A 15007-nucleotide genomic window follows, 5' to 3' on the forward strand; every position below is an offset into this window, starting at 1 on the left:
TTTGGGCACCTGCGCGAGTCGGGCCGAATACTGGAATATTCCGATTTTGCAGGTAGTCAGTAATTCCTAACGATAGTGGCAATTCGGGGCCGATAACTACTAAGGAAACTCCATTTACTTCGGCAAATCTGGCAATCCCGCCAAAATCATCTACTCTAAATGAGAGATTTTGACAGCGCGGCATCGTCGCTGTACCGCCGTTACCAGGGACACACAGAACTTGGGTAACTTGAGGAGACTGTAATAATGCCCACACGATCGCATGTTCTCGCCCACCATTACCAACAACTAAAATTTTCACCGACGCTAAACTCCCCCGCGACTTTATTGCTAATCCTTCTGTACACTTTATCATCTCCCATCTCATGGATAAAATTAACTTTTCCACTCCCAGCGGCTTTCCTGAATTTTTACCTGGAGAAAAGCGACTCGAACAACACCTGATGGATACAATTCGGCGGGTGTATGAGAGTTATGGTTTCACGCCGATCGAAACGCCGGCTGTAGAGCGGCTAGAAGTCCTTCAGGCGAAAGGAAACCAGGGCGATAATATCATTTACGGTTTGCAGCCAATGCTCCCGCCCAATCGCCAAGCAGAGCGAGATGAAGCTGGTAAGGGCGATACCGGATCGGAAGCGCGAGCGTTGAAGTTCGATCAAACCGTACCACTGGCTGCTTATATCGCCCGTCACCTCAACGACCTCCAATTTCCCTTTGCTAGATATCAGATGGATCTCGTTTTCCGGGGTGAACGAGCGAAAGATGGACGTTATCGCCAATTTAGACAATGCGATATCGATGTCGTCGGACGTAAGGAATTGAGCTTACTCTATGACGCTCAGATGCCCGCGATTATCGCCGAAATCTTCAGTCAGATTAATATCGGCGAGTTTCTGATTCGGATCAACAATCGCAAAGTATTGACGGGCTTCTTTGATTCGTTGGGAGTTGCACCAGATCGCATCAAAATTTGTATTAATATTATCGACACCCTTGAAAAAGTCGGCGTTGCCAAAGTATTAACAGGTTTAGCAACTCAGGGATTGTCGCCCGAACAATCCCAACAGGTTATCGATTTTATCAAGATCGAAGGTGACGTCGATCGAGTCCTCACTACTCTCAATGACTTTGCCACTAAACTACCCGATGCCGATCGATTTAAATTAGGAATCGAAGAATTAACTACCGTAATTAACGGTGTCCGCGATCTGGGAGTACCCGATAATTGCTATTGCATCGACCTGTCGATCGCGCGGGGTTTAGACTACTATACAGGTACCGTTTATGAAACCACCCTGATCGGACATGAAGCCCTCGGCAGCATCTGTTCTGGTGGTAGATATGAAGAATTAGTCGGGACATTTATCGGCGAAAGTATGCCCGGAGTCGGCATCTCGATCGGACTTACGCGCCTGATTTATCGCTTACTCAAAGCGAATATTTTACAACCATTAGCAGCAACGCCCACTCAAGTAATGGTCTTAAATCTCCAAGCAGATTTGATGCCAATCTATCTCCAAGTATCCCAACAACTCCGCCAAGCTGGTCTCAAAGTAGCCACCGCTTTTGATAAACGTCCGCTCAAAAAACAATTTGCGCTTGCCGATAAACAGGGGATAACTTTTTGTGTGGTAATTGGGGAAGAGGAGGCTGCAAATAAGCAGTGTATCTTGAAAAATATGACTAATGGCGAGCAAGTTGTCGTCTCGATCGACAATCTAGCTGCTGAGGTAAGACAGCGATTGGCATGATTGGATCGAGCGAGCGAGTACTGTTTTAATTGTCAGATATACTATTAAGGCATAGCAAAAGAATTACGATCTAGATTGTCCATAATTCCATCGTGGAACTTGTTTATTGATGACAGAATACCATTTGCAGGATCATTGAGTAATGAATCTCTTACTTCACTCAAGTACTTCTCCAGATTCTCACGCATAATGGGTCTTTCTACTTTAACTGTGTGGTTATGTTCCCAGACATCGTAGACTAGAACCCCTAAACCTGCAATTGGATTAATTAACTCTAAGCCCACAACTCCAAGAGCCATACCGCCGCCCTCAGCTAGAACTTTGGCTGCTGTCTTGGTTGCAATTTTAGTAGCTACTTTGGAAGCCGCTTTACTCGCTGCTGCTCCGATTACTTTCGTTGTGCCAATTGTGCCAATCACTTTCGTCAATCCCATAGTTGCAACATAACCTGTACCACGAGAAAATGCTCTGAGGGATAAATCCTGTTCTTTACCACCCGCGTTATAAGTCATGCTTCCTAAATTCTCTAGGTATTTCTCCCAGTCTGGTTGAGGTACATCATAACTGCTTTGTACTCCAGCTAGACCACTCTTAACTTTAGATGCATAAATCTCGATTGCTTCACGGGTAAAGCGTTCCATTTTAAGTTGCATAAGTGGAGGTTGTAATACTGATTTTGTAAACTCCTTTTGAAATTCCCCAATTAACTGTTCTGCTTTTGTCTCATCTGACGATGCAGTGAGATTTATCCAAATGGCTTTTGCTCCGATACCTAATTGAGTAAAGTAGCCGTAATACCAATCTAGAAAAGGGTGATCTACATTGTCCATCATTTCAACTTGCCATCGCTCTAAATTCTTTGATGCCGAAGATTGGGCACTCACTAGCGCATTTCCAAGTACCCCTTCAATTTCAGCCGAAATTTGAGGCTGTCTATTTTGAGGAATTTTTACAGTGACAACTTTAGGGGCACTTCTTTCTGTTTCCTTAATACTGCTAACTGCAAATCCACCCCAGAGTTGTAAAATAACTATGAGTACAACACCAACCCAAATAAATCTTGAAGCTGATTTAATTAAATTGCTCCATTTGGAAACACTATCTATTTTTACTGGAGTAGCTTCAACTGAATCGTGTAAGGGGGGCTGAGTGATTTCCTGCTTTGAATCTCTCGCAAGTGCTTCATTTGAAGTCATAATTAAAATTTCCTCTAAAGTTCTGTGTCATTCAACACATCTTCCTTAAGAATGCCCTTAATTCAATGACATCTAACTATTTGAGAGGTGTTGGTTCTATATGGCTAGAAATTCATCAATTGTCACCAGGATACAGATGAGAGATTGACAACTTAGCTACTGCGGAGAAATCAGAAAGCCCACACCGACTATATTAGTCAGTGTGGGCTTTTAGTTAGCTAAACTGATCGATTAACTACGCGATCGCTGCCATCGTGACATCATTGGTAGCAAGTAAATCCTGAAGTTCTTCTGAATCAACAGTTTCCTTGTCAACCAACATGTTCGCTAGTTTGTCTAAGACATGCTTGTTACCGAGTAAGACAGCCTTAGCACGCTTATAAGCTTCTGCTACCAATTGGCTGACTTCATCATCAACAATTGCCGCAGTCTCTTCCGAGAAATCCCGTTCGGAAGCGATATCGCGACCGAGGAACATGTTACCTTGTTGACGACCGAGGGCAACGGGGCCGAGCTTTTCGCTCATCCCGTACCGCATGACCATTTGACGGGCGACGCGGGCGACTTGTTGGAGGTCATTGGAAGCACCAGTGGTGACTTCTTCTTCACCGAAGATGATTTCTTCGGCAATCCGACCGCCGAGAGCGACAGCCATTTGGTTTTGTAGGTAGGAACGGCTGTATAGCCCGGATTCCATCCGATCTTCGCTCGGCGTAAACCAAGTTAGACCGCCAGCATTACCACGGGGGATGATGCTGATCTTTTGTACGGGGTCGTAGTCGGGCATTAAGGCACCAACGAGAGCATGACCAGCTTCATGATAAGCAACTAACACTTTGCGCTTCTCGCTCATTACGCGGTCTTTCTTTTCTGGGCCTGCTAATACACGATCGATCGCATCGTTAACTTCATCCATCGAGATTTCGGTCAAGCTACGACGAGCGGCAAGGATTGCGGACTCATTCAAGAGGTTGGCTAAATCTGCACCTGTAAAGCCAGGAGTCCGGCGGGAAATGCGTTCGAGATCGACATCTTTGGCAAGTGTTTTGCCACGAGCATGAACGTTGAGGATTTCGAGGCGACCAGCGTAATCAGGACGATCGACAACTACTTGACGATCGAAACGACCTGGGCGTAAGAGTGCCGAGTCGAGGACATCAGGACGGTTGGTAGCGGCGATGATAATAATCCCCGTATTGCCTTCAAATCCGTCCATCTCGGTCAGTAATTGGTTAAGGGTCTGTTCCCGCTCATCGTTACCACCACCTAAGCCTGCACCCCGTTGACGACCGACTGCATCGATTTCATCGATGAAGACGATACAAGGAGCTTGCGCTTTAGCTTGCTCGAACAAATCGCGGACGCGGGATGCACCAACACCGACGAACATTTCGACGAATTCCGAACCGGAAATACTAAAGAATGGTACGCCAGCTTCACCAGCAACAGCACGAGCCAAGAGGGTTTTACCAGTACCAGGAGGGCCGACTAATAGGACACCTTTAGGAATCTTGGCACCGAGAGCGGTAAAGCGATCGGCATTTTTGAGGAAGTCTACAACTTCATTGAGTTCCAATTTCGCTTGGTCGATCCCAGCTACATCGCCGAAAGTAACTTGGGTTTGGGGTTCCATTTGAACGCGAGCTTTGGACTTACCAAAGTTCATCGCTTGGTTGCCGGGGCCACTTTGAGCGCGACGAAGCAAGAAGAATAAACCCACCAGTAACAATACTGGGAAGAATAAGCTACTCAGGACGCGGAACCAGACGCTTTCGTCATTCTGTGGCAGTACGTAAATGTTACCTTTAACGTTCTCTGTGAGAATGTTGACGAGTTGGTTGTCATTGGGAGGTAAGTTAACCAACGCTTTGGTACCATCCTTAGCTTGTACCAACGCCCGCGAACGATCGGCACTCAAGCCAACGTTCTCGATTTCGCCCTGTTTTACCTCTTGGATAAACTGGCTATATTTCAAAGTTTTTTGGGCTGGGGCTGGCTTCTCCAAGAAGGTAGTTGCCAGAGCGATCGCCACAACTGCCAGAAGGACATATAGTCCGGCATTTCTCCACCGCTTATTATTCAATCGAAGGTTCTCCTATATTAGTATTTGGTGACTGGCAACTCGTGACGGGGCTTGGTTCGATCCAATTGCTCGACCGTCGTTGCCTCCAGTCTGCGCCATCTGCCGATCGCACTGAGCTGTCGGTGGAATTCCGACCAGCGCACATGCGCGATAATTTGGTTTATGTTATCTCTGTATTAACTTATGTTAACCTTTCTCTCATTTTATTGATAGGGTTTTTTAAATTAAAGTTGAGATTTGGCAGTTTTAAAGGCTTAGGTGCTAGGGGACTGAGCATTGGCGTTTTGCTTTGCCTCTGCTCCGCGATCTCCGTCAGCCATGACTCGATCTCTGTTCACTAGGTCTTATATTCTAGTTTACCCATTGGAGCGATCGCACTATTAAGTGGGACGAGGTGGATTACCGAATCACTAGGTTCGATCGCCCATAAACCCTAGTTGCATCCAAATTACCCAGATTATCGTTTTCGTATATATTTAGACCAGGCAACGAGTGTCCCCATGATTACAAACACCAATCCAAATAACCAACCGATCGGTTGAGTCCAGCCGCTGTTGCTCGATTGAAGTGCAGTGGGCGTAGTTGAGCTACTATTTGTTAGTTGTTCTCGTAAGAATCGATCCGAACTGTCGTTATTAGTCTGAATCAAGGCGCTACTAAGATTAATTTGTTCGTTCTTACCCATTGTTAAAATTGAATCTGCCAAAACTAAAACTTGGGTTTGAGCGGGTTGTGCAGAATAGAAGATCGCCACACTTGTAACAATGAATAAGAGTGTAAAAGCCCGAACATTATTCCTGTATTTGATATTCACCCAAATCTGCTCCGATTACTTCACTCTAAACAGCTAACTTCCGCTATCGCTGGATGTTGGGCTGGATACTTTAGAGTACCCACAGGAGTAATAACAGTATGAATCAGAATAAAATAAATCACCGAATTACTGTAGCCGATCGCCTCCAAACCTTTGACCCATTCTTCCTTCCACTCGATCTCTGATACCGATCGATTTTGTTGTTTGAGCGATGATAGGATTTGCGATCGAGCGATGCCTGGTAAAATTCCAGCACTTAGCGGCGGTGTGTACCAGCAGCCATCGCGATAACCCCAGAGATTCCCGGTAGTGGTTTCTAGCCAATCACCGCGATCGTTTGTCAGGATTGCTTCTTGAATATTTTGGTTGCGTGCTTGTTTTAGCGCCAGCCAGGGTGCTAGATAATTTCCTGTTTTGAGCTGCGGAAACGATCGCGTAAATTTTTGCTCGGCAACAATTACCGTCACACCTTCCTGTTGCCAAGTAGCTAAATTAGGCGGCAAATATCGTCCGGTAATTAATTCGCGTCCGTCAGGAAAGATTGTAATTCGCAGTACGGGGAAATGTAACATTAAACATTCCACACCCGATCGAACTTGATTCCAATCTGGCTGAATCCAATCTAATTCATCGATCGAACTTCTTAGCCGATCGCAGTGCAGATCGTAGCCAGATTCCGAGAATTTATCCGTTCTAAAAGTTGTAAATACCGTCGCCCCATACAGTAAGCCAGGGTCATTAATATCTAACTCGATCGATCCAGACTCGATCGAGTTTCCACAATACCAATACAAATCACGCACTTAGATAGACAAATACAATTATTTATTAAGTAGATAATGTCTGAAACCTAGCTGGTGGGAAGTGCCCACCCTACTCTTCTACTCTTCCTATTACCTATTACCTTTTACCTTTTACCTCTTACCCTTTCGCCACCCAAGCAACCATCAAACTCCCCGGCTTCGACACATCACCTGTAAATGTAACACCGCGATCGTTTGACTGGAGATGACGGAGAATCTTGTAAATTGCTTCCACGCGATCGGGCGCGCCAGCTTTAGTAGCTAATTCTTCAAGCGTCATCGGCGCTGCTGCTGACTTCAATGCTGCGACTGCATCTGTTTGTAATTGCAGAATTACTGCTGCTGCTTTTTTGCCAGCTTCTACTCCGGGCTGGTGATAAGCATTGACATTGACGATCGAAGCATACAAACCCACAGCTCGCTCGTATAGTGCAATTAAAGCACCTACCGTCTGCGGTGTAACGCTAGGAATAGTTACTGTAATCGAGTCGCGGTTGTTTTCATACAAAGCTTGACGCGTGCCTTGGAGAAAGCCAGAGAGATAGTCGCCACTAGTAACACCCGGATCGATTTCGGGCGAATTGCCCTCGCGATCGTGTAATACTTCGATAAACGTCAGGAAAAAGTTGGCAATCCCTTCCCGCAGTTGTTGGACGTAGGCGTGCTGATCGGTCGAGCCTTTATTACCGTAGACGGCAATACCTTGATAGACTTTATTGCCATCGAGATCGTCTTCTTTACCCAGCGACTCCATCACTAACTGCTGGAGATAACGACTAAATAACAGCAAACTATCCTTATAAGGTAAGACCACCATATCTTTTTCCCCTTTGCCATTCCCTGACGCGTACCATGCCAAAGCGAGTAAAGCAGCCGGATTGGTCTTAATATCGGGGGTGCGGGTGGCGATATCCATTTCTTTGGCACCAGCTAACATCCCCTGAATATCGATGCCCTGGAGTGCAGCGGGAAGTAAGCCGACAGAAGATAATTCCGAAGTTCGTCCGCCCACCCAATCGGGCATCGGGAATCTAGCGATCCAACCTGCGGCTTCGGCAACGCCATCGAGATGACTGCCGACGCCAGTAACTGCCACTGCATAAGCGGCGAAATCGAGATTCTGGGCACTATAAGCAGTCTGCACCTCAATCATTCCATTTCGCGGCTCGGGAGTACCGCCAGACTTGGATGTGACCACAACCAGAGTGGTATTTAGTCGGTGATGAATGCGACTGAGGACGCGATCGATTCCGGCTGGATCGCTATTGTCGATGAAGTGAATATTTAACGGGGCATCAGTGGCTGCTAGCGCCTCAGAGACAAATTGTGGCCCCAATGCCGAGCCACCAATCCCGATCGCGATTAGATCGGTAAATTTCTCACCTTGCGGCGGATGGATGGCTCCAGAGTGAACTTTTTGGGCAAAATCTGCGATCGAATCGATCGTGGTGGTAATTTCAGTGGCAATCGATCGATTGGGTGCAAGTGCTGGATTTCGCAGCCAGTAGTGTCCTACCATTCGGTGCTCGTCAGGATTGGCGATCGATCCGGCTTCCAACGCTCGCATGTCGGCAAACGCTCGATCGAATTTCGGCTGTAGTTGGGAAACTAACGCATCATCGAACCGCATTCGGCTGATATCAAGATACAACCCTAACCCTGGATGGTAGTACAACCAGTCTTGATATCGCTGCCATAGCAATGCACCTGTTGCCACTGTTGCCATTACTCAACCTCATTAAAATCTAAAAATTCTACGGCGATCTCATTTGCCCTGTTACTAAGATACCAGCCTGATGGGTGTCAAATTGGTTATCTTTACACAAAAAATTAGAGCGTCTTGTGTTTACAGGCGATCTTGAAGGTTGGCTCGATCGCGTAGCGTCTCCAAGGGAGAACCGCGATACTAGCTGAAATTTGAGTTATTAGTTGTTGGATTGTCGATCGCAACTGGAGAAGCTCAAGAGAAAATCTTCCCGCTCTTGATGCTAACTATAGTAATCAACGTAAGATCTCTACGATTGTGAAAGATCGAAATCCTCTCGTGTCGGTAAGTCCATCGCTAGAGCTAAGGCAGTTGCAATCTGTTCCATCAAGGAGATTGAGAGACTACCTCGGTAGTCACCAAAACGAGATTTTGACAAGATTCTTACCTGTTCTGCTAGCGCGATTGAGTCAGCACTCAATCCGCCTTCTGGGGCGTAAATTAACACTTGAGTAACATAAGCTCGCCTGCTGGGGCGATAGGTAGTACAAGGTACCGCTAATACTGTCGGGCTACTAGCATTAATTGAATTACGACTAACGACAATTACCGGACGAGATCCGCCTTGTTCGGAACCTTCGACCGGATCTAATCGCACATTATAAACATCGCCTCTCCTCATGTTTGAGTCTCAATTTGCAACGCCTCCCATTGGGCGACTGCAAACTCCGCTTCCATTTGCAATACTTCTGCTTGGTACTCAGCGTCTTGAGCCATCTGTGAAAGATCGGCATCAATTTCGGCACGCCGAATCAGTGCTAATTCTCTTTGAATAGCTCTAGCGATTAATTCATTACGGCTGTTTGCCTTGCCATCAGTCACCGCGCGATCTGTTGCGGCTAATAGTCCCGTAGGCAGTGCGATCGTCGTTCGGGTGGTTTCTTGCATCATTGTTGATGTCTGAAAGTTTATATAACTGATGACTTATCGTACATCAATTGTGACGATCGAGATCGATCGATGAACAAAAAGCGGTCTTAAATGTCTTGGCTGAGATGTTTGCTGAAGACTAAAATCTCAGGTTTTTTGTAGTAAATATCGCCGAGCCTAACGATCTAAATTTAACGTTCTCAGGAGAGACAGCGGTAGGAACATCTCTAGCGGATTATCTTCTAACGCGATAAAACCGTAACGAGCATAATAGCTTTGAGCAGACTCATTCTTAGCATCCACAAACAAACCAATTCCGCCAGCCGTGTCAGCAACCAATAGCGCACGTTGCATAGCTTCTACCATCAAAATTTCGCCGATGCCCTGACGCTGCCATTGCAGATCGACGGCTAAACGAGCCAGTTTGACGCCAGGTATTTGGAGTGGATACTTCTTGGCGAGTGAAGATGGGAGTTTTTCGCTGCTGATTTCACATAGCGTGAGGGTGAAGAAGCCGATAATGTTTTGGGGACAATCTCGATCGCTCAAAACAAAAGTCCGAGAAATACCCTTTTGAATATGTTGTCTAGCCGTCGCTCTAAGAAACTGGTTGAGGGCTGCTGTGCCACAATCAAACCGCTCTCGGTCGTGGGATTTATTCAGCGGCTCGATTATTTTCACGGATAAATGCTCGATGTCTATCTACAGCGGCTAAAAGTTGTTGGTTTGGTGTCGGCGGATTTTCGATTAGCTCGAAGATTGTCTGAGCATCCCGTTCTGATAACACGATCGTTCGTTCTGTTTCTAGAATCTGATTCGCTGCTGTGAGTGCCGATTGGACTAAAAATTGATTTAAGGTAGCACCAGATAAGTCTGCGGCTCTTTGCAAAGTTTCTTTGACCGCAGGGGGTATTCTGGCTACTACTCGCGCATCCTGGGTGGGTTGGTTCATCGGAAGTTATGAGGATTTATCTTAATTCTAACTTGCTGGTGCCAAAATGGCATCAACGCGATCGAGACGATCTACGAGAGTAAATTTTACCCGATCGATTAAATTGAGATCGAGTTGATGGTATCTTACACAAGCTCGATCGCAGTTTTGTAGTGCCTTTCAGAAAAACAGAAAATAATCAGATAGATGAACTATTGCTGTCTGACAACTTAAAGGATACTCCCTGGGATAAGCATCGGTGATTTGCCGATCGAGTTATGTCGCATTATGCTGGCTCAAAATTCGATCGATATGCCGAGCGGATTGCTTTGTGTAGTCAGTTGTTAGAGTTCGATCTCAAAGCAGCAGATGATAATACGAGTAGACTTCAGCTCAGATCGGCGAGATTTTGTCGGGTGCGGCATTGTCCGGTTTGCCAGTGGCGCAGAAGTTTGATGTGGAAAGCAAAAGCTTATCAAGTATTACCTAAGATCATCGAGCAGTATCCGACTCATCGCTGGCTATTCATGACCCTGACTCAGAAAAATATCCCTATTACTGAGCTGCGAAGCACTATAACTGAGATGAATAAAAGTTTTAAGCGGATGGTTGGGCGGAAGATATTTCCCGCAATTGGCTGGCTAAAAGCTACGGAAGTTACCAGGGGAAAATATGAAACTGCTCACCCACATTTTCACTGTCTATTGATGGTTCGTGCTAGTTATTTCAGTCATGGCTACATCAAACAGTCTGAATGGGTTGAACTCTGGCGAGATTGTTTGCGATTAAACTACAGCCCCATCATCGATATTCAGGCTGTGAAGAAGGATCTCAATCCTGCCGTGCTAATTCCTGAATTACTGAAATACTGTACTAAGGAAAGCGATATGGTGGCAGATCGGGAGTGGTTTTTGGAGCTAACGCAGCAACTTCATAATATGCGGGCAATTTCTACTGGCGGTGTGTTGAAGGAATACCTACGAGAGTTAGATTCAGATGCGATCGAATCAGTGGAGATCGATGGTGACAAAGTTAGAGGAGAGCATCGACAGTTTCTGTTTGGGTGGCGGCATAGTGACAATAAATACAGGATAGTTAGCTAATTAGCGCACTACTAGAATAATTAGGTTCAATAATTAGGTTCAAATGCGATCTAAGGATAGAGACACAAACCTTGCGCGATTGCACCTTCCAGTAATTTAACGTGTAGAGAATACGTGCCATTACCTAAAGCCGATTCGCGCAAGCGATGGGGGAATTTAACGAAGCAGGAAAAGTGTGGCATGTGGATTTCACCATCTACACCCATTAGCTGCAAAGCAGGATTCTATATTCTCGATCGACCGAATATCGCATTCAGGCAATTGAGGATGTCGATCGATCCATTCTAAATCAGAGACGCGACAGCGAAAAGGATATAGTTAAACAGAGAGAAGTTAGCATGGGGTTGCATTCACCCATTCATCGCGTAGCGAAGTCTTATCGAGCAGTAATAGTGTCAAGTCTATTGATTATTCCCGCTCGATCGATTAGTTCTGCTGTGCTTTCAATTTCTTGATAAGGCAGATTATCGTCAGAAGAGTTTCCACTAAATGTAATGAATCTAAAATCTGAGAAAGTTCGGGTAGATGATGGATCATATGGTTTTTACTTAGTTGATTGGTAGATTTCGATCGGACTTCACTCGAGATCAATGTTTATCAGCTACACCATCAGCCATCTGCAAACTTATATCCCCACAAAAATACCAGCCCGAAGTCATCAGGCTGGTATCGTTATCTAAAACATTCGATTAATTTTTAGTTATTGCGGAGATCTACCCACCCCTCCCAAGAGGGGATTTTTTAATCTAGCCCTTGCTCTTAAAGTCCCCTCCGAGGAGGGGTGCCCGTAGGGCGGGGTGGGTCGGGTTTCCGAAACCTACAACCTAACCCTTTCTCGCAGCCGCAGCTTCATCGGGATGAATGCCCAGGCGGGTCAGATTGACGCGTCCCTTATTGTCGATTTCGCGCACCTTGACGATCACTTCATCGCCGACGCCGACTTCATCTTCAACTTTACCCACGCGATAATCGGCGAGTTGGGAGATATGGATCATCCCTTCTTTGCCCGGTAGCAGCTCCACGAAGGCACCGATCGGGATAATTCGGGTTACGCGTCCGGCATAGACATCGCCTTCGTTGAGGCGGCGAGTTAAGCCTTGGACGATTTGGATCGCGCGTTTGGCTTTCTCATTATCGACAGCGGAGACGGTGACGGTACCATCATCGTCGATGTCGATTTTGGCTCCAGTTTCTTCGGTAATTCCTTTAATGGTTTTACCGCCAGGGCCGATGACCAAGCCGATTAGTTCTGGCTCGATTTTGAAGGTGAGTAAGCGTGGTGCAAAGGGTGAGAGTTCTTCGCGGGGTTTGTCGATCGCGGCTAACATTTTCTCTAGAATATGTAGGCGAGCGGGACGTGCTTTGTTGATTGCTTCGGCGATGACGGTCATCGGTAAACCGCTGATTTTCATGTCCATTTGCAGGGCGGTAATTCCGGTATCGGTACCTGCCACTTTGAAGTCCATGTCGCCGAGGAAGTCTTCAATTCCCTGAATATCGGTAAGAATCCGTACTTCTTCGCCTTCTTTGATTAGTCCCATTGCTGCACCACTAACTGGTTTGGTAATTGGTACGCCAGCATCCATTAATGCTAATGTCGAACCACAAACCGAACCCATTGAGGTCGAACCGTTGGAAGAGAGGATTTCCGAGACGACTCTGAGGACGTAGGGGAACTCATCTTTGGTTGGTAGGACGGGGATTAAAGCGCGTTCTGCTAACGCACCATGACCGATTTCGCGCCGCCCTGGGGCACGCATGGGCTTGGTTTCACCGACGGAATAAGGGGGGAAATTGTAGTGGTGAATATACCGTTTGGTATTTTCGGGATTGAGATCGTCACCGAGATCCTGTGCGTCGCCGGGAGTACCGAGGGTACAGGCGGACATGACTTGAGTCAGACCCCGATTGAATAAACCCGTACCGTGGACGCGCTTGGGTAAGACACCGACGAAACAGGAGATGGGGCGCACTTCGTCGAGTGCCCGTCCGTCTACCCGTCGTCCGGTTTCGATGACTTGTTGGCGCATCATTTTTTTGGTGATGCTTTTGAACAGGGTGCTGACAGCTTTACTATCGCTAGCTGCGGCAACTTGAATCGGATCGGTTTCTGGGAGACTGGCAATCTCGGCTACTGCTTTAGCTTTGATTTCATCGAGCTGGGCATCCCGAATTGGTTTACTTGGCTCGTATTTACCAAGTACGACTTTAATGCTTTCGGTAGTTCGATCGCGTAAAAAGCTTTCTAAGGTGGAGTCAGTAATTGGTTGTTCGGCATGTACGATCTCGATGCCGAGTTCTGCGAGCAATTCCCGCTGGGCGGTAATTAGCTCTTGAACTGCTTCATAGCCAAAGTCGATCGCTTCGATGATATCCTGTTCGGGTAACTGATTGGCACCAGCTTCGACCATGATTACGCCGTCGGGTGTGCCCGCAACGACTAAATCCAGATCGCCGATTTGAATTTCGCGGTAGGTAGGATTGATGATAAAATCATCTCCGACTAAACCAACGCGGACTGCTGCCATCGGGCCATTAAATGGGAGTCCCGCGAGTAATGTCGCGATCGAGGCTCCAGTGACTGCCAAGACATCTGGGGGTACCAATTCGTCTAGGGACATGGTGGTTGCAACGATTTGAATATCATCGCGCAGCCAGTCGGGGAATAACGGACGCATCGGTCGATCGATCAACCGACTAATTAGGGTGACTTTTTCTGGCGCTCGACCTTCGCGACGTAAGAAACCGCCGGGAATCCGTCCGGCTGCATAAATCCGTTCTCCATAATCTACGAGCAATGGTAGGAAATCAATTCCTTCTCGTCCTTTCGCACGCGTCGCGGTAACTAGTACGCTGGTATCGCCAGATTCGATTAAGACGCAACCACCAGCTTGGGGTGCGAATACTCCAACCTTAAGTCTGATATCCCTACCATCAAAGGATATCGACTTATTTATCTCTGCCATTAGGTTGTCCTTTTTTTATGCACTTCTTCTCTTGCTGTTTGCGATCCTAGCATTCTTAGCGGCGGAGGTGGGAATTTTTTTGGCGATTCTCTTGCTCCAGAGGCTACGCCAACGACGGCTGTGATGTTACTATCTTGTAAATGTTGGAAATTTTGATGCTTCCGCCAAGCTGAGTGGGTAAGTTACCAGTAAGTAGTATCGATCTTTTTCCTATGTTCAAACGACACGCTCGACTGTGGCTTTCCACATTGGCATTCACGCTTATAGTTACTCAACCATTTGGTAAAGATGGCAGTGGATTTCAGACCTCGGTAGCGGCTAAACCGCTGTTACAAACCGCTGCGCTTGGCACTCAACCTCCTACCAAAGCTACCAACGATCGCATTTCGCCACCACCAGTAGATGCGGTGTTGGCAAATGTCCGACTTAAGTCAGGGAGCCAACCGAGAGCCAAGCGCGCGAGCGTCACAAACCGACGCAATGATGCCAATCGCTCGTTACGGGGGATTTCCCATTTCATCGATCCAGATCGCAATGCCAATCTCACGCCAGTAAATCGCTTTATCGATCGATAACTCCCAGATCCGAATGCCGAGCGTCACAGCAGATGGTAAATAATAGTAAAGCTATTAACTCGAAATGCCGATCCAGTAACTATTAGGTGCGGTTTTTCTGTAATATAGAAATCGATAACCTCAAGATCCAATTGTCTCGACTTCGATCGA

13 protein-coding genes and 1 pseudogene are annotated in these 15007 nt (G+C 46.6%); 3 read left to right on the forward strand and 11 right to left on the reverse strand.

Annotation, left to right across the window (positions count from 1 at the left end; all coding sequences use genetic code 11):
* Positions 1-301, reverse strand: a pseudogene (locus RMO35_RS02105) (phosphoribosylamine--glycine ligase family protein); the annotation flags it as partial.
* A gap of 64 nt (positions 302-365) precedes the next feature.
* Between RMO35_RS02105 and hisS the strand changes: the two are divergent.
* Positions 366-1751 carry a histidine--tRNA ligase gene (hisS, locus tag RMO35_RS02110; protein ID WP_309738234.1) on the forward strand — a complete coding sequence of 462 codons (1386 nt, stop codon included), beginning with the start codon at positions 366-368 and terminating at the stop codon, positions 1749-1751.
* A 44-nt stretch (positions 1752-1795) separates the two neighbouring features.
* Here the strand turns inward: hisS and RMO35_RS02115 are convergent, their stop codons facing one another.
* From RMO35_RS02115 to RMO35_RS02155, 9 genes are all read right to left on the reverse strand, one after another.
* Entirely contained in the window at positions 1796-2947 is a 1152-nt protein-coding gene (locus tag RMO35_RS02115) for a hypothetical protein (RefSeq protein WP_309738235.1), read from the reverse strand.
* Between the two features lie 235 nt (positions 2948-3182).
* Positions 3183-5030, reverse strand: a complete 1848-nt coding sequence (gene ftsH3, locus RMO35_RS02120) for an ATP-dependent zinc metalloprotease FtsH3 (protein WP_309738236.1) — start codon at positions 5028-5030, stop codon at positions 3183-3185.
* A 457-nt stretch (positions 5031-5487) separates the two neighbouring features.
* A complete protein-coding gene (locus RMO35_RS02125) occupies positions 5488-5844 on the reverse strand; it encodes a hypothetical protein (RefSeq protein WP_309738237.1) in 357 nt (118 codons plus the stop codon).
* Positions 5845-5864: 20 nt separating this feature from the next.
* Positions 5865-6638, reverse strand: coding sequence for an aminotransferase class IV (locus RMO35_RS02130; RefSeq protein ID WP_396135589.1), 774 nt, complete (start codon positions 6636-6638; stop codon positions 5865-5867).
* Positions 6639-6765: 127 nt separating this feature from the next.
* Positions 6766-8373 (reverse strand): glucose-6-phosphate isomerase, encoded by a 1608-nt coding sequence (locus tag RMO35_RS02135; protein ID WP_309738239.1) that lies wholly within the window; start codon positions 8371-8373, stop codon positions 6766-6768.
* Positions 8374-8662: 289 nt separating this feature from the next.
* Positions 8663-9034 carry a type II toxin-antitoxin system PemK/MazF family toxin gene (locus tag RMO35_RS02140; protein ID WP_309738240.1) on the reverse strand — a complete coding sequence of 124 codons (372 nt, stop codon included), beginning with the start codon at positions 9032-9034 and terminating at the stop codon, positions 8663-8665.
* Positions 9031-9303, reverse strand: a complete 273-nt coding sequence (locus RMO35_RS02145; RefSeq protein WP_309738241.1) for a CopG family transcriptional regulator — start codon at positions 9301-9303, stop codon at positions 9031-9033. The genes RMO35_RS02140 and RMO35_RS02145 overlap by 4 nt, the downstream gene beginning before the upstream one ends.
* A 156-nt stretch (positions 9304-9459) precedes the next feature.
* Positions 9460-9963 (reverse strand): GNAT family N-acetyltransferase, encoded by a 504-nt coding sequence (locus RMO35_RS02150; protein ID WP_309738242.1) that lies wholly within the window; start codon positions 9961-9963, stop codon positions 9460-9462.
* The gene (locus RMO35_RS02155; protein WP_309738243.1) at positions 9938-10234 is read right to left on the reverse strand and encodes a DUF1778 domain-containing protein; all 297 of its coding nucleotides are present in this window, start codon (positions 10232-10234) and stop codon (positions 9938-9940) included. The genes RMO35_RS02150 and RMO35_RS02155 overlap by 26 nt, the downstream gene beginning before the upstream one ends.
* 257 nt (positions 10235-10491) lie before the next feature.
* Between RMO35_RS02155 and RMO35_RS02160 the strand changes: the two genes are divergently transcribed.
* Positions 10492-11316, forward strand: a complete 825-nt coding sequence (locus RMO35_RS02160; protein WP_309738244.1) for a protein rep — start codon at positions 10492-10494, stop codon at positions 11314-11316.
* A gap of 824 nt (positions 11317-12140) precedes the next feature.
* Here RMO35_RS02160 and RMO35_RS02165 read toward each other — a convergent pair.
* Complete coding sequence (locus RMO35_RS02165; RefSeq protein WP_309738245.1) at positions 12141-14282, reverse strand: polyribonucleotide nucleotidyltransferase; 2142 nt, start codon at positions 14280-14282, stop codon at positions 12141-12143.
* A gap of 212 nt (positions 14283-14494) precedes the next feature.
* Here RMO35_RS02165 and RMO35_RS02170 point away from each other — a divergent pair, with 212 nt between their 5' ends.
* Positions 14495-14857 (forward strand): hypothetical protein, encoded by a 363-nt coding sequence (locus tag RMO35_RS02170; protein WP_309738247.1) that lies wholly within the window; start codon positions 14495-14497, stop codon positions 14855-14857.
* Positions 14858-15007 lie beyond the last annotated feature (150 nt).

Source organism: Chamaesiphon sp. OTE_20_metabat_361, from assembly GCF_031364565.1.

Coding starts and splice junctions, on each gene's coding strand:
- hisS (WP_309738234.1), top strand. CDS start 366: ATGGATAAAATTAACTTTTCCACTCCCAGCGGCTTTCCTGAATTTTTA.
- RMO35_RS02115 (WP_309738235.1), bottom strand. CDS start 2,947: ATGACTTCAAATGAAGCACTTGCGAGAGATTCAAAGCAGGAAATCACT.
- RMO35_RS02135 (WP_309738239.1), bottom strand. CDS start 8,373: ATGGCAACAGTGGCAACAGGTGCATTGCTATGGCAGCGATATCAAGAC.
- RMO35_RS02140 (WP_309738240.1), bottom strand. CDS start 9,034: ATGAGGAGAGGCGATGTTTATAATGTGCGATTAGATCCGGTCGAAGGT.
- RMO35_RS02145 (WP_309738241.1), bottom strand. CDS start 9,303: ATGATGCAAGAAACCACCCGAACGACGATCGCACTGCCTACGGGACTA.
- RMO35_RS02155 (WP_309738243.1), bottom strand. CDS start 10,234: ATGAACCAACCCACCCAGGATGCGCGAGTAGTAGCCAGAATACCCCCT.
- RMO35_RS02160 (WP_309738244.1), top strand. CDS start 10,492: ATGTCGCATTATGCTGGCTCAAAATTCGATCGATATGCCGAGCGGATT.
- RMO35_RS02165 (WP_309738245.1), bottom strand. CDS start 14,282: ATGGCAGAGATAAATAAGTCGATATCCTTTGATGGTAGGGATATCAGA.
- RMO35_RS02170 (WP_309738247.1), top strand. CDS start 14,495: ATGTTCAAACGACACGCTCGACTGTGGCTTTCCACATTGGCATTCACG.